Genomic DNA, 17,901 nt, shown 5'->3' with positions numbered 1-17,901 from the left:
CGGCGCCCCGGTAGGGTGCGCCGCCCCCGACCGACGGGCCAGTGGCAGTCGCAGCCGACGCGGGAGTCCGCGTCGGCTGCAAGCGCCGTCCGTCACAAGTTCGGGCTGGCGGACTCGTTGCCGTCCTCGACGGTGGTGAGCAGGTTCTGCAGGTAGCTCTTCAGGCGCGTCCGGTAGTCGGACTCGAAGCGACGCAGCTCGTCGATCTTGTGCTCCAGCCCCGAGCGCTCCTTCTCGAGCTGAGCCAGGGTGCGGTTGCGCTGGTCCTCTGCCTCGCGCACGACCTGCTCGCCGGTGGCGCGGGCCTCGGCGATGATGCGCTCGCCCTCGGCCTTGCCGTTGGCGACGTGCTCGTCGTGCAAGCGCTGGGCCAGCTCGAGCATGCCGGAAGCGGCCGCCGGCTCCTGAGACTCCTCCACGGCCTGGGCGGGAGCCTGCTCGACGACAGGCTCCACCACCGTGGTCTCCTGCTGCGCAGCGGGAGCCGCCTGCGTTCCCTCGCCCAGCTCCGCCACCCGGGCGTTGGCAGCCTCCAGCTTGGCCTTGAGATCGGCGTTCTCGGCCTCAAGCTGGCGCATGGCCTCGACGACCTCGTCAAGGAACTCGTCAACCTCGTCCTGCTCGTATCCCTCGCGGAACTTGGTTGCCTGGAACTTCTTATTGAGGACGTCGTCTGCGGTCAGCAGCGTCATAGTCGTCACCTCGGTGTCGTTACGGTAGATGCCACGAGCACCGGAGGACCGGCGACTCATGCGGACAGATTACCTGAACTCCAGGTTCAGGCCATATTCGGAGGCGCATGTCACGCTCCCGGAGTTGCCCCCTCCTGCCCCCTGAGCCGCGCATTGGCACGCTCCAGGCGCGCGACTTGGGCCTTCGCGGACGCCAACTCGTGCTCGAGACTCCGCATGGCCGCAATAACCTCGTCAAGGAACTCGTCAACCTCGTCCTGCCCGTATCCTTCACGGAACCGTGTGGTTGGCAGCTTCCTGTTCAAGATGTCATCCGATGTCAGCGGCGTCATGGTGATCTCCTCAGCGTCGTGGGGTGAGTCGTATCGCGAGCCGCACGAGCGCCGGAGAACCCGGACTCGTGCCGTCGAGAACGCTCGTCTCCTGATGCGAGTAAAACCGGAAGGGACTGGTCACGCACCGCATTGCCTCGGCTCCGCAGGACGGACCGCGCGTCACGCTACCATCACATGCCGTGCCGCGGCATGCATTCGGGCTGACCTCATACCGATTGTCCGGTCCGGCGGCACGCGTGAACCGTCACACCAGCAGCAGGAGCAGGCGCCGGAGGATGACGATGCCGAACCACAGGACCAGGAAGCTCAGGTCGATGCCGACCGCGCCTAGGCGCAGCATCGGCATGAAGCGGCGGATTTGACGCAGCGGCGGATCGGTCAGCCCGTAGACGACGTTGGCCAGCACGAGTACGACGCCGCTGGGACGCCAGTTCCGGGCGAACAGCTGGATCCAGTCCAGCACTACCCTTGTCAGCAGGACCAGAACATACAGATCGAGCAAGCTGCGCAGAATTGAAACGAGTGCCAGCACCACGGCCCTCGGTTCAGCTCTGGTTGAAGAAGCGACCGTGAGCGTCCTCCGAGCCCTCGCCGTCGTCGATCTCAACCGAGGTCGGGGTCAGCAGGAAGACGCGGGGGGTGACTCGCTCGATGGCACCGTGCAGGCCGAATACCAGGCCGGCAGCGAAGTCAACCATGCGGCGGGCGTCGGACTCGCTCATATTGGTGAGGTTGATGATTACCGGAACCCCGTCACGGAAGGCCTCCCCGATCACGCGGGCCTCGTTGTAGGTGGAGGGGTGTACCGTCACGATCCGGCGCAGGTCCGGGGCCTCGGCCGGTGCGGGCACCTCCTCGAAGGGGGCGTCATAGACCTTGCCCTCATCTTCGCGATCGGCATACTCGCCGACCAGGTCCTGAGTGAAATCGGTGGGGACGGCCTCGGGGGCGTCTGCGAAGTCATCGTCAGTCGGCTCTGAATAGCCGAGGAAGTTGGTCATCTTGCGCAGTGCGCTCATGGGGTGCTCCTTATCCGTCCGGTCCCTGCGATCCGGATGTGGCTGACGGTATCGGGCGCAAGCACTCCTGCCGCTGATTCGCCGCGGCGTGTCACCGAACGCGCCGGGTGCGTTATGCCAGTACTCGCAGGGTCGCCCAGATCACTCAGTCGGGCCGCGGGCGCGGAGTGCCTTAGGGCGCCGGCACGACCACACCCGCCTGCCGCCCGGTGACGCCGTCGCGGCGGTAGGAGTACAGTCCTGGCTCCTCATAGGTGCACCGATCGACCCTGGTGATGCCTCCCACCCCGGCACGCTCCAGCTGGGCGCAGACCCCTGCAGCCAGGTCTATGCCGGGAGTGCCCCATCGCGTAACCGCATGGCAGGCGGGCTCCACCGCCGTCGCCTCGAGTCGCAACTGCTCAGGGACCTCGTAGCAGGCGCCGCAGATCGCAGGTCCCACCGCGGCGCAGATACCGGTGGGATCCACGCCGAGGTCCCCGAATGCCGCCAACACGGCCGGGACTATGCCCATCAGCAGGCCACGACGGCCGGCGTGGACAGCTGCCACCACGGCTCCGTCAGCGCCGGCCAGTAGCACCGGCACGCAGTCCGCCACGAGCACCGCCGCAGCCGCCGCCGACGCCGGGGCGCGTGCGTCAAGCAGCAGCGCATCGGCGGTGGGCGCAGCACTCGCATCCGCGGCCGCAACGCCGGTGGAGTGCACCTGATTCATCCACGCAATGCCCGTGCGGTCACAACCGGAGGCAGAGCCGGTCGCATCCGAGGCAAGACCAATCGCCTGCGCGAGCCGATCCCGGTGGTCAGCAACCCGCGCCGTGTCATCACCTACGTGGACGGCGAGGTTGAAGCCCGCGTACGGGCCGCCGTCCGAATCAGGCCCATCCGGCGCCGTGCGGGTGGTGAAGTAGCCGCACGCGCCAGCCCCCAGGTCGGCTGGGATCAGGGCCGGGGAGCACACCTGCCCACCCACTGGTCAGCGCAGGAAGTCGGGCAGGTCGATGTCATCCTTCTCAGCGTCGACGCCGATTACGCGGGGGACAGCCAGTTCGGGCTCAGCCTCCGGCACGGACTCATCCACGTAGCTCGGCACCTCGGCCGTGACCGGCGCCGCTACCGCGGGGACGGGGCGCGTGACTGGGTTCTCAGCTGCGTGCGCACCGCGGGTCGGGGCAGCAGGAGCGGCGGCTCGCGCCGACCCCGCGGAGGAAGCCGCCCGCGCCAGGCCGGCCCCGCTCGACTCGGCGCGGGGCTCGACGGCGGGGTCCTCGTCAAAGCCCGCGGCAATGACGGTGACCCGCACCTCGTCGCCCAGGGCGCCGTCCACCACGTTGCCGAAGATGATGTTCGCCTCGGGGTGAACGGCCTCGCGGACGAGGTTGGCCGCCTCGGAGATCTCGAACAGGCCCAGATCGCTGCCGCCCTGGAAGAACAGCAGTACGCCGTGGGCGCCGTCGATGGAGGACTCCAGCAGCGGGGATGCGATGGCCTGCTCGGTGGCAGTCAGCGCACGGTCCTCTCCCGTGGCGGAGCCGATACCCATCAGGGCGCTGCCGGCGTCCTGCATGACGGACTTGACGTCGTTGAAGTCGACGTTGATCAGGCCGGGGGTGGTGATCAGCTCGGTGATGCCCTGGACACCTTGGAGCAGCACCTGGTCGGCCTGCTTGAAGGCGTCAACGACGCTGATGTTGCGGTCCGCGATCTGCAGCAGGCGGTCGTTGGGGATGACGATGAGGGTGTCGACCTCGGCACGCAGGTTGGTGACGCCGTCCTCGGCCTGAGTGGCGCGACGCCGTCCCTCGAAGGCGAAGGGCCGGGTCACCACCCCGATGGTCAGCGCACCGAGTGAACGCGCCACCTTGGCGACGATCGGGGCGGCGCCGGTTCCGGTGCCGCCGCCCTCGCCGGCGGTAACGAAGACCATATCGGCCCCCTCGAGGGCCTCCTGAATATCGTCCTGGTGGTCCTCGGCGGCCTTGCGGCCGATGCTCGGATCGGCGCCGGCACCCAGGCCGCGCGTCAGGTTGCGGCCGACATCGAGCTTGGTATCGGCATCAGACATCAGCAGCGCCTGCGCGTCGGTGTTGACGGCAATGAACTCGACGCCGCGCAGGCCGGCCTCGATCATGCGGTTGACGGCGTTGACGCCGCCTCCGCCGACGCCCACCACCTTGATGACTGCTTGATAGTGCTGCGATTCCGCCACTGTCTGCCTCCGCGTTTAGTGCCGAGCCCCAGGGGACTCCCCTCAACCTTCAACCTGAAGTCGAGGTCTATACTTATGTCATTCTTCCGATGACGTGCCCAACGCTATGGGTCCCCCAGCCGCCCGCAGGGTATTTGGTTCGGCGTGTCAGGACGTGGTCGGACTGTGCGGGCTGGACACGTCGTAGGTATCCGCCTCCTGCCGCAGCAGCACCGCCAGCACCCGCGCCTTGAGCTCATTGTCCGTGGACTGGCCCCACATCACCGTGGCACCGCTCACCAGGGTCAGCGTCACCTGCCCGGTCTGCGAGACTCGCCCGCCGGAGACCTGCGTGCGTGTCTCCGGATCCAGGCTGCCAATCGCCTCCGTTACGGCTGAGACCTGGGACTCCGACAGCTCCTGCCCGGGTTCCGCGGCGATAACCGCCAAGCCCTCCGGAGCCCGCTGCGCCGTCTCAAGGACCACCGCCTCGCCGTCAAGCACCTCATAACCGGCATCGACCTGCCGCACGGCGACCGGAATGCGCATGGTCAGGCGTACCGCCAGGCCGTGCGGCCATGAACGGGTCACCGCCGCAGACCTCACGGTCACCAGGGAGTCCGCCACCTCTTCACCGAGGGCGGTGACGTCCAGGCGCAGCAGGGACTGCCCGCGGTGGGGTGCAAGCACCGCCTGCACGTCACCCGCGTCCACGCTGCCGTCCGCACCCGTGACCGTGATTTCGTTGGGGCGCAGTCCCAGCAGCGGTGAGAACAGGCAGGCCCATACCAGCAGCGCGATCACCGCCGCAGCTCCCGCGGCCCGCACCAGCCGCCCGCGGCCTAGGCGCCTGCGGGCACGACGACGCTCCTCCAGCCGGTCGGACAAGCCCGAGGAGACCACCCGGTCCCGGCTCACCCCCCTGGAGCCCAGGGCGCGCGAGCCTTGGTCACCGCGAGCCTGCAGCGGTTCTACGGCAGCCGGGGCGGCGGCAGGGGCCTGTACGGGGTCGCCTGCGGCGTCGACGCGGGCGGGATCGGACGGTACGGATACGGATTCCGCGGCTGCGCCGCGGGGCCTGGGGCGGCTCGGCTTGCGCATCATGCCGGGTTCGCGCGCTCGGCCAGGTTGCGCAGGATTACCGGCCCCAGGCGGGTGACGTCGCCGGCACCGATGGTCAGTATCAGGTCACCGGGTCGTGCCAGGCCGGCGGCGGCGTCGGCGGCGGCCTCGGCATCGGCGATGTAGCGGCCGTCGCCGGGAATGCGGTCGACTACGCTCTGGCCGGTGACGTCGGGGAAGTCGGCCTGGGTCTCACGAGCCGGGTAGATCGCAGTCACGATTACGTGGTCGGCGGCTGCCAGGGCGGCGCCGAACCGGTCTGCGAAGTTACGGGTACGGGAGAACAGGTGGGGTTGGAACAGTGCGATAACCCGACCGCCGCGGGCGTCCGCGACCTCCCGCGCCGCGGCCAGGAGTGCCGCGATCTCGGTTGGGTGGTGCGCGTAATCGTCGATCACGCGGACGCCGACCGCCTCCCCCCGGTGCTCGAAGCGACGGCCGGTGCCGGCGAAGGCGCCCAGGGCGGCGGCCATTGCCTCAGCGGAGACGCCGAGCTCGCATCCGGCCTCCCAGGCGGCGGCCGCATCTAGCGCGACATGGTCACCCGGAATCGACAGCTCCAGCGGCACCGGTCCCGAGCTGGAGCCGGCCCCGGAAATCGTGGCTGAGCCGACATCATCCCAACGGGTAATCAGGGCGCTGGTACCGGTAGCGCTGCGAGAGACGACCTCCACGCGAACATGCGCCGCACCGGGCAGCGGACCGCCGGGAATGGCGGAGGGCTCGGTGGTGCCATAGGTGGTCACTCGGGTGCCGGCGGAAACCGCCTGCCGGGCCAGCCGCAGGGCACCGGGATCGTCGGCACAGGCGATCAGCAGCCCACCGGGGAGCAGGCGCTCGACGAAGGCTACGAAGGCCTGCGCAAAGGCCTCCGCGGTGCCGTAGTTGTCCAGGTGATCCGGCTCGATATTGGTAACGATCTCGACGGTGGGGGCATAGTTGAGGAAGGAGCGGTCGGACTCGTCGGCCTCCGCGACAAAGGCCAGCCCCCCGCCCAGGTGCGCACCGGTGCGCAGGGATCGCACCACTCCCCCGATGGCGAATGAGGGATCCTGACCGGCAACGGACAGCGCCTGGGCGAGCATTCCCGAGGTCGTGGTCTTGCCGTGGGCGCCCGCCACGGCAACGAAATCGCGTCCCCGGGCGGCCAGGGCCAGGGCCTGCGAGCGGTGGATCACGGTCTGGCCGCGCTCCCGCGCCGTCCTCAGCTCAGGGTTGGAGTCCTTGATGGCGGTTGACACCACCACGGTGGCCTCGGGCGGAACATTGGCTGCGGCGTGGCCCAGTCGCACCCCCAGACCCTGCTGACGCAGCTGCTCAAAAGCCTCTCCCCCGTTGGCGTCGGAGCCGGTGACAACGGCACCGCGCTCGGCCAGGATCTGCGCCACCACGCTCATCCCAGCACCGCCGACGCCGATCAGGTGGAAGGCCCGTCCGGTCAGTTCCTCCGCCGCCAGCGCCTGCTCCGGGAGCGGGCCGGTGCCTGCGGGGCTGACCGGGAGGGCATGGGACAGTTGATCATCGGTCACCGGCTCTGCTCCTTGCCCTCGAAGTCATCGATATCCGCGACGTCCTTAATTCCCGCGGGCTCCCCTGGCGCCGCGATACCACCGAAGTCCCCGGTAGCCGACCCGCTGCTCGGGTCGGCGGGCGCGCCGTTATCCGCTGCGGCGGCGGCATCGCCGCAACCGGCTGCGGCTACCTCGCGGATCAGCGCCGCCAGGCGCTGCGCCCCGTCACGCACGCCGGTGGAGGCTGCGGCCGCGGCAGCAGACCTGCGCCGGGACTCGTCGGTGAGCACCGCAGTGAAGCCGAGGATGTCCTCGGCGTCTAGATCGGCGTCGGCCACCAGTTGTCCCCCGCCCGCAGACACGCAGTCCGCCGCATTCAGCCGCTGTTCCCCGTTGCCTATGGGCAGGGGGACGTAGAGGGCGGGCAGCCCCAGGGCGGTCAGCTCGGCCACGGTGCCCGCACCGGAGCGGCAGATCACGCCGTCGGCGCAGGCGTAGGCCTGTTCCATCTCCGTCAGGTAGTCCAGGACGTGGTAGCGCTCCATCAGCCCGGGAGCGCGCGCGGCCGCGCGTTCCAGGGCGGCACGCACCGGCGCGTCCTTGCCCCGGCCCGTCAGGTGCAGCACCTGCAGGTCGGCGGGCAGCCGGTCGGCGCATTCACACATGACCTCGTTGAGGTGCTGGGCTCCCAGGGAGCCGCCTGTGACTAGCACCGTAGTGGCAGCCGGGTCCAGTCCCAGCGCGGCGGCGCCATCCCGGCGGGCGCCGACGACATCGGCACGCTGCCGCTCCACCAGGGAGCCAATCGCCGGCCGCAGAGGCAGGCCCGTGACCTCGGTCCGGCCGTGAGCCGCAGCGAGGGGTGTGGAGGCGAAGGTGAGGGCGACGGCGGCCGCCCAGCGGGCCCCGAGCCGATTGGCGAGCCCGGGACGAGCATTCTGCTCGTGAATCACTACGGGCACGCCGGCGCTCCTGGCCGCCAGGTAGGCGGGCGTGGAGACGAAGCCGCCAAAGCCGACCACGACGTCGGCGTCGACTTGCCTGATTGCCTCAGCTGCGGCGGCGACGGCACCGCGCAGGCGGCGCGGCAACAGCAGCAGGTCGCCGGTGGGGCGGCGCGGCATGGGCACGCGGGGCACATGAGCCAGCTCGTAGCCCGCCTCCGGGACGAGCCGCTGTTCCAGTCCCTCCTTGGTGCCCAAGACCAGGATGCTGGTGCCGGGATCGCCCCCGGAGGCGGCGTCGCGCAGGGCGGCGGCCGTTGCCAGCAGGGGGTTGACGTGGCCGGCGGTGCCGCCGCCGGCCAGCAGTACCCGCAGTGGCCGATCCGCGCGGTCATCCGCAGCGGAACTCTGGGTGGGCATTTCAGGCACGTTTCCTCCTGCGCGGTGCGATGACGGCCAGCGTACGGCGTACAGCGCCCGTACGGGAGCGCAGCGCCGCAGACGCGCCGGGCTCGTTGCGGGCGAAGGCGAGCAGCACCCCGACGGCGAGCAGCACCGACACCAGCGCGGATCCCCCCGCGCTGACGAGGGGCAACGGCACCCCCAGCACGGGCAGCAGGCCGACCACTACGCTCATGTTGATCAGGGCCTGCCCCACGATCCAGGTCATGATGCCGCTGGTGACCACTGCGACGTACAAGGACTGGCTACGGCGGACGATGCGCAGGCAGCACCAGGCGACCACAACGAATAGCGCTATTACGAACAGTGTGCCCACCAGGCCGAACTCCTCACCCAGGACGGCGAAGATGTAGTCGGAATCGGCCTGGGTCAGGTAGCCCCACTTCTGCCGTGAGGAGCCGGGGCCCACCCCCCGCAATCCGCCGGTGCCCAGGGCGTAGCGCCCGTGCTGAGGCTGGTAGCCGACGTCAAGGGGGTCGTAGCGGTCCGGATGCAACCAGGCTAGGATGCGGGCCCGGCGGTTCGCGGAGAGCATCGACGCCGCCGCGAAGCCGAGCAGGCCGATGCCCCCCAGAGCGGCGAACCAGCGCCAACCGAGTCCGCCCAGCCACAGCGCCCCGGCCACCAGTGCCGTGAGCACGATCACCGTGCCCAGGTCGCCCCCGGCCATCACCAGCCCGATGCCCAGGCCGGCCGGCAGCAGTATCCATCCCAGGAATCGCGCCAAGTCGCGCCCCGTGCGCACACCGCCGATGAATGCGTCCCGGTGGCGGGACACCATCACGCCCAGGTACAGGCACAGCCCCAGCTTGATGAACTCCGACGGCTGGGCCGTGCCCAGGCCCGCGGGCAGCTGGATCCAGTTCCGGTTGCCGTATACGTCGATGCCAATGCCGGGAACGAACACCAGTAGCTGCAGGGCGAAGGATGCCAGCAGCGCCGGCCAGGCGAGTCGTTTCAGCGAACGCGGCCGCAAGCGCGACAGCACCCACATGCCGAGCAGCCCGATGACGGCGAAGACCAGGTACTTGGAGAAGGCGGTGAACGCATTGCCTCCGTCGGCCGCAGTCGTCACCGACTGCACCGAGAAGACCATGATCAGCCCGAAGGCGAGTAGTGCCAAGGTGGATACCAACAGGGCGTAATAGCTCAGGGTGCTGCTCTCGCCCTCGACCGGGCCGTCAGCGCCTCGCAAGAATCGCGCTCGCCTCGACCAGCGACGCGCGGGCGTCATGTCCGTCTCAGTCATCTCGGCGCCCGCCCTCGACTGCGTCACCCGCTACCGCTTCTGATACCGCTTCTGATACCGCTGCTGACTGCGTCACCCGGGCGGCGGCGCGGGCAAACAGGTCGCCGCGCTGGGCGTAGGAGTCGAACTGATCCCATGAGGCGCATGCGGGGGCGAGCATCACGGTGTCTCCGGGTTCGGCCAGCGCGGCGGCCGCGGCCACCGCCGCGTCGGTTACCGCCTGCGGGGTGCCGTCGGGGACCGTGGTCACCGGCAGCTCCGGGGCCTGCTCGGCCAGCGCCCCCAGCACGGCGGCCTGGTCCCGGCCAATGACGACCGCGCCGCGCAAATGCGGCCTAACCGCGCGCACCAGCTCGTGGAAGGTGGCGCCCTTGGCATCACCACCCACGATCCATACGCCGCTACCCCGCGGCAGGGCCGTCAGTGCAGCCTGAGCGGCGTGGGGATTGGTGGCCTTGGAGTCATCCACCCAGGTGACCCCGTCATGCACGGCGACGGTGACGATGCGGTGTGCGCCGGTGCGGTAGGCGCGTAGCCCGCGCGCGATGGCGGTGGGGTCCTGCGCCACGGCCTCACTGGCGAGGGCCAGCGCGGAGGCCGCCAGCGCATCGGCGACGATGTGGGCGGGCACATTGGCGGCCTCGCCACCGGGTGCCAGGTGCGCCAGATCGGCGAAGGTGGCCAGCTCCACCCCGCTGCTGCGCCGCTCGGCGTGGAAGGCCCGGTCCACGAGCATGTCCTCCACGCAGCCGACCTGACCGAGCGCCGGCACCGCTGTGGTGAAGCCGACGGCGCGGCATCCTTCAACGACATCCGCCTGCTCCACCATCGTCATCGTGGCTGCGTCGGCGACGTTGTAGACGGCCGCCCGGCGGGTACGGGCGTACACGCGGGCCTTGTCCGCCGCGTAGGCGGCCATGGACCCGTGCCAGTCCAGGTGGTCCGGGGCGAGGTTCAAGCAGGCCGCAGCCAGGGGGCTGAGCGTATGGGTGGAGTGCAGCTGAAAGCTGGACAGCTCTACGGCCAGGGCGTCGGCGCGTCCCTCGGCCACCGTGGTGATCGCGGGGGCGCCGATGTTGCCGACTGCGGGCGCGTTCAGTCCGGCGGCGGCGAGGATCTGCTCAAGCATGCCGACGGTGGTGGTCTTGCCATCGGTGCCGGTGACCACCAGCCAGGGCACGTCGGGGCGGGCGGAGGCACGCTGGAGCCGCCAGGCAAGCTCGATCTCGCTCCAGGTCTGCACTCCCGCGGCCCGGGCCGCGGCGAGCACCGGACCGGTAGCCGGTACACCTGGAGACACGATGAGCAGGCGCAGGTCCGCGGTGGTCAGGGCGTGCGCGATTGTGGAGTCATCGCCGACGACCGTGCCCTCCAGCCGCGCAGCCGTGCCGGCCCCGAGGGTATCCGCGAGGGCGTCGACGGCGGAGCCGGAGGAGTCGAATACGGTGACACGCGCGCCCAGGGACGTGAGCACGTCGACCACTGCCAGGCCGGTGCGGCCGATCCCTACGACCCCCACACGCGCCCCGGCCAGTGCCTCGACCTGTGTGCTGCTACTCATCGGTGCCTATGACCTCCACTTCGCGGGTGACTGCTGGCGGCGCCGCGGCCCCTCGAGCTGGGCCCACGACGCTCGTGATCCCGATCAGGAAACCAGGTACTCGGCGTAGAACAGGCCCAGCCCGAGCACTACGCACACGCCCGTGATGATCCAGAAGCGGATGACCACATTGACCTCGGTCCAGCCGCCCAGCTCGAAATGGTGGTGCAGCGGGGCCATGCGGAATACGCGTTTGCCGGTGGACTTGAAGGACACCACCTGGATGATGTCGCTCATGACCTCGGCTACGAACAGCCCGCCGATGAGCACCGCCAGGAACTCGGTGCGAGTCAGAATCGACAATCCCGCCACGGCGCCGCCCAGGGCGAGCGAGCCGGTATCCCCCATGAAGATCTTGGCAGGGGAGGCATTCCACCACAGGAAGCCGAAGCAGGCGCCCATAAGCGCCGCCGCGATCATGGCCATGTCACGCGGATCCCGGGTCTGGTAGCACAGCGTGGCCACCACGTCGCCGTGGCCGTAGGTGCAGGACTGGTTGGTCTGCCACACGCCGATGAGCGTGTAGGCGGCGAACACCACGGCGGAGGAGCCGGCGGCCAGGCCGTCCAGCCCGTCGGTGAGGTTGACGGCGTTAGACCAGGCGGTAATGAGGAAGTTCGACCAGATGGTGAACAGGATGATGCCGCCGACGGCGCCGGCGAAGGCCAGGTCCAGGCTCGAGTCCCTGGCGAAGGAGATGCGGGTGGAGGCTGGGGTGAGCCCGTTGCGGTTAGCGAAGTTCAGCGCCGCCACCGAGAAGGTGATGCCGATGAACGCCTGGCCGAGGATCTTCTGCCAGGGGCTGAGCCCCAAGGAGCGCTGCTTGGAGATCTTCTCGAAGTCATCCAGGAAGCCGATGAGCCCGAGCCCCATGATGAGGAACAGCAGCAGCACGCCGCTGGTGTGCGGGGTACGCAGCTCAATCAGATTACCCACGGCGTATCCGAGCACCGTGGCGATGATGATTACCAGTCCCCCCATCGTGGGCGTGCCACGCTTGGTGAAGTGCCCCTGGGGACCGTCCTGCCGAATGAACTGTCCGTATTCGCGTTTGTGGAGGAAGCGGATCAGCAGCGGCGTGCCGAGGAGCGTGGTCAGCAAGCCAACCGCCGCAGAGACCAGGATTGCTGTCATTGGACGTCCCTCTCCTTCAAACTGTCCCTGAGGTGGTCTGCCACGCGCCAGGCGCCCGACCCATTGGACCCCTTGACCAGGACGACGTCGCCATCGCGCAGCGGGCCGTCCGGTGAGTCCAGAGCCGCAAGGACCGCATCGGCGTCGGCGAACTCGAGCGTGCTCACCCCGGCGGCGCGGGCCGCGGCCGCGGCCGGGGCGGCACCGGGTCCGACGGTGACCAGCAGCGCGACACCCGTGTCAGCGGCCAATTCTCCGGTACGGGCGTGATCCCGCACAGAGGAATCACCCAGCTCCAGCATCTCCGAGATGATGGCGACTCGGCGCCGGCCGCCGGCCAGGGAGCCGAGCGACTCGAAGGCGGCGGTCATGGAGTCGATGTTGGCGTTGTATGCATCGTCGATCAGCAGCAGGTTCCGCCCCAGGACAGTCACATCCATCCGGTGGGGACTCTCCAGGCGGGCCTGGGTGAGCTGGGCGGCGATGTGCTCGGGTGCAGCTCCGGCAGCCAGGGCCAGGCCCGCAGCAGCCAGGGCGTTGGCGACGTTGTGCGCACCAGGCACGGCCAGGCGCACCCTGCGCGGCCCGTCCAGACCGGGCAGGTACAGGTCGAAGACGGCGTGCGCGTCGGCGTCGAGCGCGACCTCCTGTGCCCGCACATCGGCCTGAGCCGTGCCTGAGGCGGAAAACGCCAGCGCTGCGGGAGCCAGCTGCGCCATGGCCGCCGTACGGGGGTCGTCCAGGTTGAGCACGGCTGTCCCCGTGGGCAGCAGGCCGCGGACGATTTCCGCCTTGGCCCGGGCGACTCCCTCCACCGAGCCGAAGCCCTCCATATGGGCATGGCCGACCATCAGCACGGCGGCGGCGTCAAGCGGGGCGATGTCTGTCAGGTAGGCGATGTGCCCGGGTGCGGACGCGCCCATCTCCAGCACCAGGAAGCGCGTATCGGCATCGGCCTCCAGGACCGTAAGCGGCAGGCCGATCTCGTTGTTGAAGGAGGCCACCGGGGCGACGGTGGGGGCCTGCGCGGCCAGCAGCTGGCGGGTCAGGTCCTTGGTGGTGGTCTTTCCCACCGAACCGGTGACGGCGACGACGGTCAGCGCGCCGCCGCGCTGTACCGCCCGACGGCGCAGGTCGGCGAGGTGCTCGCGGGCCAGTGCCCCGAGCGCCGCCACGGTGTCCGGCACGACGATCAGCGGCAGCTCCGCTCCGGCGGCGCTCAGGGACGCGCGGGCGGCGGAGATATCACTGACCAGGGCTGCGGCGGCTCCGGCGGTGGCTGCCGCACCGACGTGGGCGTGCCCGTCGGTGCGCTCGCCGGCCAGGGCGACGAACAAGGCCCCGGGGCCGGCTCGGCGGGAGTCCGTAACTACCGCGCCGGCGGCCGCCGCATCCACTGCGGGAGCGGCGTCGGCCGGCACCAGCGCGCCCTGCGTGAAGGCGGCGATCTCGGTCAGGGGACGGTCGATCATGCGCTCTCCCCCCACTTGGCGAGGACCGCCTCCCGCATGACGGGAGCATCGTTGTACCGGATGAATTCGTCGGCGATCTCCAGGAACGGCTCATGGCCCTTGCCGGTCACGATCACCGTGTCCTGCGGACCGCACAGCTCGACGCCGCGGCGTACCGCATCACCCCGCCAGCTGGTGATCTCCTCCACGTCGTGCAGGTCTGGGCGCACGGCACGCACGCCCTCCAGGATGGCGTCACGGATCGACTGCGGGTCCTCACTGCGGGGGTTCTCGTCGGTGACCACTAGCACATCGGCCAGCCTGGCGCAGACCTCGCCCAGCATGGGCCGCTTGCCGCGGTCGCGGTCGCCGTCGGAGCCAAATACCACGATGAGGCGCCCCGGGGTGATCTGCCGCACTGCCTTGAGGGTCAGCTCCATGGCGTCGGGAGTGTGGGCGAAGTCCACGATGCAGGTGCCGCGCACGCCGTCGCGCTGGCTGATGCGCTGCATGCGGCCGGGGATGTTGTGGGCGGTGGCCAGTGCCGCCACCGCGGTTTCGGACGGTACGCCGGCACGGATCGCCATGACCAGGGCGAGGGCGGCGTTCTGGACGTTCACGAGTCCGGGCAGCGGGCAGGCGGCGCTGATGGCCTCGCCGGCAGGGCCGTGCAGGGTGAAGGTGGTGGCGGAGTCAGTCATGGACACGGCGGCGTCGCTGACCCACCAGTCGGTACCGTCCGGCGCTGTGCCTGCCGCGCCATCTGCGTAGGCGCGCACCCGGTCCACCGGGATCCGCCCGGCTGCCGCGATGCGTCCGGCCAGCTGCGCACCCCACTCGTCGTCGACGCAGATGACGGCGCGGCGTGCGTGCTCGGGGGTGAACAACTGCGCCTTGGCATCCAAGTACTCCGGCATGGTCTGGTGGAAGTCCAGGTGATCACGCTGGAGGTTGGTGAATCCGGCCACGTCCACTACGAGCCCGTCCAGGCGGTGCAGCACGATGGCGTGGCTGGAGGCCTCCAGGCTGGCGGCCCCCACGCCCTGCTCGGCGGCCAGGGCCAGCATGCGCTGCAGCACGGGTGCCTCGACGGTGGTGCGGGGCGACTCCACTGATATATCACCCACCCTCAGCTCCACGGTTCCGGCGACCATGCAGGCACCCCGGTGTGCGGTCATGATTGCGTCCAGGAAGTAGGAGGTCGTGGTCTTGCCGTTGGTTCCGGTGACGGCGGTGGTGAGCAGCTGCGTGGCCGGCTGGTGGTAGACCGCCGCCGCCAGCGGCCCCACGACGGCGCGCGGATCGGGGTGGACCAGCACCGGGGTACCGGGGCAGTCCGCATGCACCATGGCGGCACCCGCCGAGTCGGTGAGCACCGCAACGGCCCCTGCGGCGACTGCCTGCTGGGCGTAGGCCGCGCCATGGGTCCTGAATCCCGGCAGCGCCGCGAAGAGCTCGCCTGCGGCCACATCCGCAGAATCTACGCTGACGCCGACGATCTCCAGCCCGTCGACGCTGTCCACACCGCCGTCCTCACGCGTTGCGGGGGTCAGTGAGAAGGTACGCGCGAGGTCGCTGAGGGTGGTGGGTGCGCACAGTTGCGGGCGCAGTCGGGCGGCCGACTCGTAAGCGTGGTTGCTCATAGGACCCCAATCTATCGTGACAGGACGGTTACGACCGCCGGGCGTCGGGCGACACGTGCCAGGACGAGGGTACTCATCCTTCCTCACCTGCGCTCTCGCCCTGGCCGGCCGCGACGACGGCGTCCGCCTCGGCTGCGGCCTGAGCGGCGATGACGCTGGGGTCCGGGGCGATGCCCAGGGTATGCATCGCAGCCAGGGCGACCTTGCGGAACACCGGCGCGGAGACGGTGCCACCGTAGGTGCCGTCCGGGCGATAGACGATAACGGCGACAGCGATGGCCGGGTCACGTGCCGGAGTGAAGCCGACGAAGGAGGCGACCGTGCCGTCCTCGGTGAGGATCTCCGTGGTACCGGTCTTGCCCGCAACCAGGTAGCCGTCGATGGAGGCCGCCTCGGCGGTCCCGCCCTCCTGCGTGACACCGATGAGCATGTCCGTCAGCGTCTGCGCAGTCGCCTCACTGATCACGCGCTCTCCCTGGGGCGTGTCCTGCATGATCTCGTTGCCCTCGGCGTCGATCCACGCGTCCACCACGCGCGGGGCCACGCGCACGCCCTTATTGGCGACCGTGGCGAGCACCTGCACGGCCTGCAGGGCGGTGCCGGCGATTCCCTGGCCGAACATGGTGGTGTAGCGGGTGCGGTCATCCCAGTCCGAGCTCGCGCTGAGGATGCCGGCCGACTCGGCGGGCATCTCGATCCCGGTGACCTGCCCGTAGCCGAACCGCCTGAGGTAGTCGTAGCGCACCTGGTCGTCTAGCTGCTCGCCGATCTGGACGGTGCCGACGTTGGAGGACTCGGCCAGCACTCCGGCGGATGTGAGCGTCTGGGTATCGTGGTAGTGCGAGTCGCGGAAGGTCTGCCCGTTGGCCGCGGTCCAGGTGTAGGGAACCGTCCAGGTGTCCTGCGGATCCATGGTGCCCTCCTCAAGGGCGGCCGCGAACGTGATCACCTTGCCCACACTCCCGGGCTCGAAGATCGCCTGCACACTGCGCGCGTTACGCGACTCCTCCGGAGTGGCCCCCGGATCGGAGGGGTTCACGGCACCGGAGTCGGAGAGCACGAGCAGCTTGCCGGTGGCGGGCTCCATTACCACCACGCAGCCCCAGTCGGCTCCCTGCGCCTGGACCACCTCGTCAATGGCGTCCTGGGCGATCGCCTGCAAGTCAGGATTGATGGTGGTACGCACCGCCGTTCCCGCCGTGGCCGGCACCTCCTCCTGCCTGCCGGTGGGGATGATCGCCCCGAGCTTGCCGACTTCCACGCTCCCCTTCCCATTGGTTCCGGTAAGGGCGTCGTTCTGGGTTAGCTCCAGTCCAGCGGTGCCGACGAGGACGCGCCCCTCGTCCTCCTGGGTGTACCCCAGGACATTGCCTGCGACGGAACCCGCAGGGTAAGTGCGCCGGGTGCGCTGATCCGGCTCCACCCCGGGGATAGCCAAGGCATTGATCCGCCGCCAGGTGTCCGGGGCGACGGCCTCGGCAATGATGGCGTAGGTGGATTCCCCCACCATCATGGCACCCAGCTCTTGAGCGTCCAGCTCCAGAATCTCCGCTATCTGCTCCGCTGCGGCCGCTGCTCCATGACCGACGAGCTCACTGACGGTCTGTCCCGTATCGGGGTCGGTACGTTCCTCCCAGCGCTCGTACTGGGCAATCTTCACCTGGTTCACGCCGATGTCGTAGGAGACTGCGGATGAGGCCAGGATCGTGCCGTCGCGGCCGAGAATGTCACCCCGGGGGGCGCGATTGACCCAGGTCACAGTACGTTCGGCCTGGGCCTGGGCAGCCAGCTCCGGGCCCCGCACCATTTGTAGCCAGGTTGTCCTGGCCGCCAGCGTCCCGAATCCTGCCAGCCCCATGAACTGCAGCAGACGACGCCTACTCGGGTTGACCGGGTTCACTTGGCCTCGTCCGCCTCGCCCGCCTCGGCGGGCGCGCCGCCCGCCAGGGTGGAGTCGGACAGGTCGATGACTCCGGGTGCTGCGGCCGGGACCATGCCCAGTTTCGCCGCCCTTGCCGCCAACGTGTCCGCGGCCGAGGCCTCTTGCACGTCTGCGCGTACGGTTTCTATGTGGTCGCGCAGAACGTTGAGCTCAACCTGCGCGGTCTTCATCTTGTACGCGGTATCCGCCATCCGGGCGTTGAGCAGCATGGTTGATACCAGGGCGCATGCGAGAATACCGATCACCAGTGCCAGAAACGGCAGGGTGCGCGGCGAGGGCGCAATGCCCCGCACCACCCGCAGCTCGGGTCGGCCGGAGCTCTCGGCTGCGGGGCGCGTCTGCGGAGCACCCCTGCGGGCTGCCCGCGCGGTGGCACCGTCGGTCAGTGAGCGCCAGGACGGATTGGCCGTGGCGCTCCGGCGAACCTTGGCTGCGGTGGTCATCGGCAGTTCCTTCCTCGTGTGTTTCCGGCTGGGGCATATGCGTCATGGTTTGGGGCAGGAGCCTGGCCGACGGGCCGGGTGCGCACGGCAGCCCGTAGCCGGACGGAGGCGCTGCGGGGGTTGGCCTCCAACTCGGCTGCGTCAGCCTTCTGGGCACCGTGCGTGA

General features: G+C 69.6%; 15 protein-coding genes and 2 pseudogenes. All 17 read right to left on the bottom strand.

The window, feature by feature from the left end:
- Positions 1-92 precede the first annotated feature (92 nt).
- On the bottom strand, positions 93-692 hold the full coding sequence (locus tag GZ997_RS01630; protein ID WP_202616334.1) for a DivIVA domain-containing protein: 600 nt from the start codon (positions 690-692) through the stop codon (positions 93-95).
- A gap of 143 nt (positions 693-835) precedes the next feature.
- A pseudogene (locus GZ997_RS01625) lies at positions 836-1,024 on the bottom strand (DivIVA domain-containing protein); the annotation flags it as partial.
- Positions 1,025-1,271: 247 nt separating this feature from the next.
- Positions 1,272-1,562 carry a YggT family protein gene (locus GZ997_RS01620; RefSeq protein ID WP_162678591.1) on the bottom strand — a complete coding sequence of 97 codons (291 nt, stop codon included), beginning with the start codon at positions 1,560-1,562 and terminating at the stop codon, positions 1,272-1,274.
- A gap of 10 nt (positions 1,563-1,572) precedes the next feature.
- Positions 1,573-2,046 (bottom strand): cell division protein SepF, encoded by a 474-nt coding sequence (locus GZ997_RS01615; RefSeq protein ID WP_161924355.1) that lies wholly within the window; start codon positions 2,044-2,046, stop codon positions 1,573-1,575.
- 172 nt (positions 2,047-2,218) lie between these two features.
- Positions 2,219-3,007 carry a laccase domain-containing protein gene (locus GZ997_RS01610; RefSeq protein WP_162678590.1) on the bottom strand — a complete coding sequence of 263 codons (789 nt, stop codon included), beginning with the start codon at positions 3,005-3,007 and terminating at the stop codon, positions 2,219-2,221.
- A gap of 15 nt (positions 3,008-3,022) precedes the next feature.
- Complete coding sequence (ftsZ, locus tag GZ997_RS01605; protein ID WP_161924357.1) at positions 3,023-4,255, bottom strand: cell division protein FtsZ; 1,233 nt, start codon at positions 4,253-4,255, stop codon at positions 3,023-3,025.
- 147 nt (positions 4,256-4,402) lie between these two features.
- Positions 4,403-5,338, bottom strand: a complete 936-nt coding sequence (locus GZ997_RS01600) for an FtsQ-type POTRA domain-containing protein (RefSeq protein ID WP_162678589.1) — start codon at positions 5,336-5,338, stop codon at positions 4,403-4,405.
- On the bottom strand, positions 5,335-6,813 hold the full coding sequence (gene murC, locus GZ997_RS01595) for a UDP-N-acetylmuramate--L-alanine ligase (protein ID WP_162678609.1): 1,479 nt from the start codon (positions 6,811-6,813) through the stop codon (positions 5,335-5,337). The genes GZ997_RS01600 and murC overlap by 4 nt, the downstream gene beginning before the upstream one ends.
- Positions 6,814-6,881: 68 nt before the next feature.
- Positions 6,882-8,231, bottom strand: a complete 1,350-nt coding sequence (locus GZ997_RS01590) for a UDP-N-acetylglucosamine--N-acetylmuramyl-(pentapeptide) pyrophosphoryl-undecaprenol N-acetylglucosamine transferase (protein WP_162678588.1) — start codon at positions 8,229-8,231, stop codon at positions 6,882-6,884.
- Position 8,232: 1 nt separating this feature from the next.
- Entirely contained in the window at positions 8,233-9,522 is a 1,290-nt protein-coding gene (gene ftsW / locus GZ997_RS01585) for a putative lipid II flippase FtsW (protein WP_162678587.1), read from the bottom strand.
- Positions 9,515-11,083: a UDP-N-acetylmuramoyl-L-alanine--D-glutamate ligase gene (murD, locus tag GZ997_RS01580; RefSeq protein WP_162678586.1), complete on the bottom strand. Its 1,569-nt coding sequence runs from the start codon at positions 11,081-11,083 to the stop codon at positions 9,515-9,517. The genes ftsW and murD overlap by 8 nt, the downstream gene beginning before the upstream one ends.
- An 84-nt stretch (positions 11,084-11,167) precedes the next feature.
- Positions 11,168-12,256 (bottom strand): phospho-N-acetylmuramoyl-pentapeptide-transferase, encoded by a 1,089-nt coding sequence (gene mraY, locus GZ997_RS01575; RefSeq protein ID WP_162678585.1) that lies wholly within the window; start codon positions 12,254-12,256, stop codon positions 11,168-11,170.
- Positions 12,253-13,728, bottom strand: a complete 1,476-nt coding sequence (gene murF / locus GZ997_RS01570; protein WP_162678584.1) for a UDP-N-acetylmuramoyl-tripeptide--D-alanyl-D-alanine ligase — start codon at positions 13,726-13,728, stop codon at positions 12,253-12,255. The genes mraY and murF overlap by 4 nt, the downstream gene beginning before the upstream one ends.
- Positions 13,725-15,350 carry a UDP-N-acetylmuramoyl-L-alanyl-D-glutamate--2,6-diaminopimelate ligase gene (locus GZ997_RS01565; protein ID WP_162678583.1) on the bottom strand — a complete coding sequence of 542 codons (1,626 nt, stop codon included), beginning with the start codon at positions 15,348-15,350 and terminating at the stop codon, positions 13,725-13,727. Before GZ997_RS01565 ends, murF begins: the two co-directional genes overlap by 4 nt.
- A 73-nt stretch (positions 15,351-15,423) precedes the next feature.
- Entirely contained in the window at positions 15,424-17,208 is a 1,785-nt protein-coding gene (locus GZ997_RS01560; protein WP_162678608.1) for a penicillin-binding protein 2, read from the bottom strand.
- A 38-nt stretch (positions 17,209-17,246) separates the two neighbouring features.
- Positions 17,247-17,735 carry a hypothetical protein gene (locus GZ997_RS12560; RefSeq protein WP_237564088.1) on the bottom strand — a complete coding sequence of 163 codons (489 nt, stop codon included), beginning with the start codon at positions 17,733-17,735 and terminating at the stop codon, positions 17,247-17,249.
- Positions 17,732-17,901, bottom strand: a pseudogene (locus GZ997_RS12555) (16S rRNA (cytosine(1402)-N(4))-methyltransferase); the annotation flags it as partial. The pseudogene GZ997_RS12555 and the gene GZ997_RS12560, both read right to left, overlap by 4 nt.

Origin of the sequence: Actinomyces sp. 565, assembly GCF_010365615.1 — a bacterium.
Taxonomy (GTDB): domain Bacteria; phylum Actinomycetota; class Actinomycetes; order Actinomycetales; family Actinomycetaceae; genus Actinomyces.
This window is presented reverse-complemented; position numbering and strand designations above follow the sequence as displayed.

Bases quoted from the DNA above. Each gene is read 5' to 3' on its own strand.
- GZ997_RS01630 (WP_202616334.1), bottom strand. From the start codon at position 692: ATGACGCTGCTGACCGCAGACGACGTCCTCAATAAGAAGTTCCAGGCA.
- GZ997_RS01615 (WP_161924355.1), bottom strand. From the start codon at position 2,046: ATGAGCGCACTGCGCAAGATGACCAACTTCCTCGGCTATTCAGAGCCG.
- GZ997_RS01600 (WP_162678589.1), bottom strand. From the start codon at position 5,338: ATGATGCGCAAGCCGAGCCGCCCCAGGCCCCGCGGCGCAGCCGCGGAA.
- GZ997_RS01590 (WP_162678588.1), bottom strand. From the start codon at position 8,231: ATGCCCACCCAGAGTTCCGCTGCGGATGACCGCGCGGATCGGCCACTG.
- ftsW (WP_162678587.1), bottom strand. From the start codon at position 9,522: ATGACTGAGACGGACATGACGCCCGCGCGTCGCTGGTCGAGGCGAGCG.
- murD (WP_162678586.1), bottom strand. From the start codon at position 11,083: ATGAGTAGCAGCACACAGGTCGAGGCACTGGCCGGGGCGCGTGTGGGG.
- mraY (WP_162678585.1), bottom strand. From the start codon at position 12,256: ATGACAGCAATCCTGGTCTCTGCGGCGGTTGGCTTGCTGACCACGCTC.
- murF (WP_162678584.1), bottom strand. From the start codon at position 13,728: ATGATCGACCGTCCCCTGACCGAGATCGCCGCCTTCACGCAGGGCGCG.
- GZ997_RS01565 (WP_162678583.1), bottom strand. From the start codon at position 15,350: ATGAGCAACCACGCTTACGAGTCGGCCGCCCGACTGCGCCCGCAACTG.
- GZ997_RS01560 (WP_162678608.1), bottom strand. From the start codon at position 17,208: ATGGGGCTGGCAGGATTCGGGACGCTGGCGGCCAGGACAACCTGGCTA.
- GZ997_RS12560 (WP_237564088.1), bottom strand. From the start codon at position 17,735: ATGACCACCGCAGCCAAGGTTCGCCGGAGCGCCACGGCCAATCCGTCC.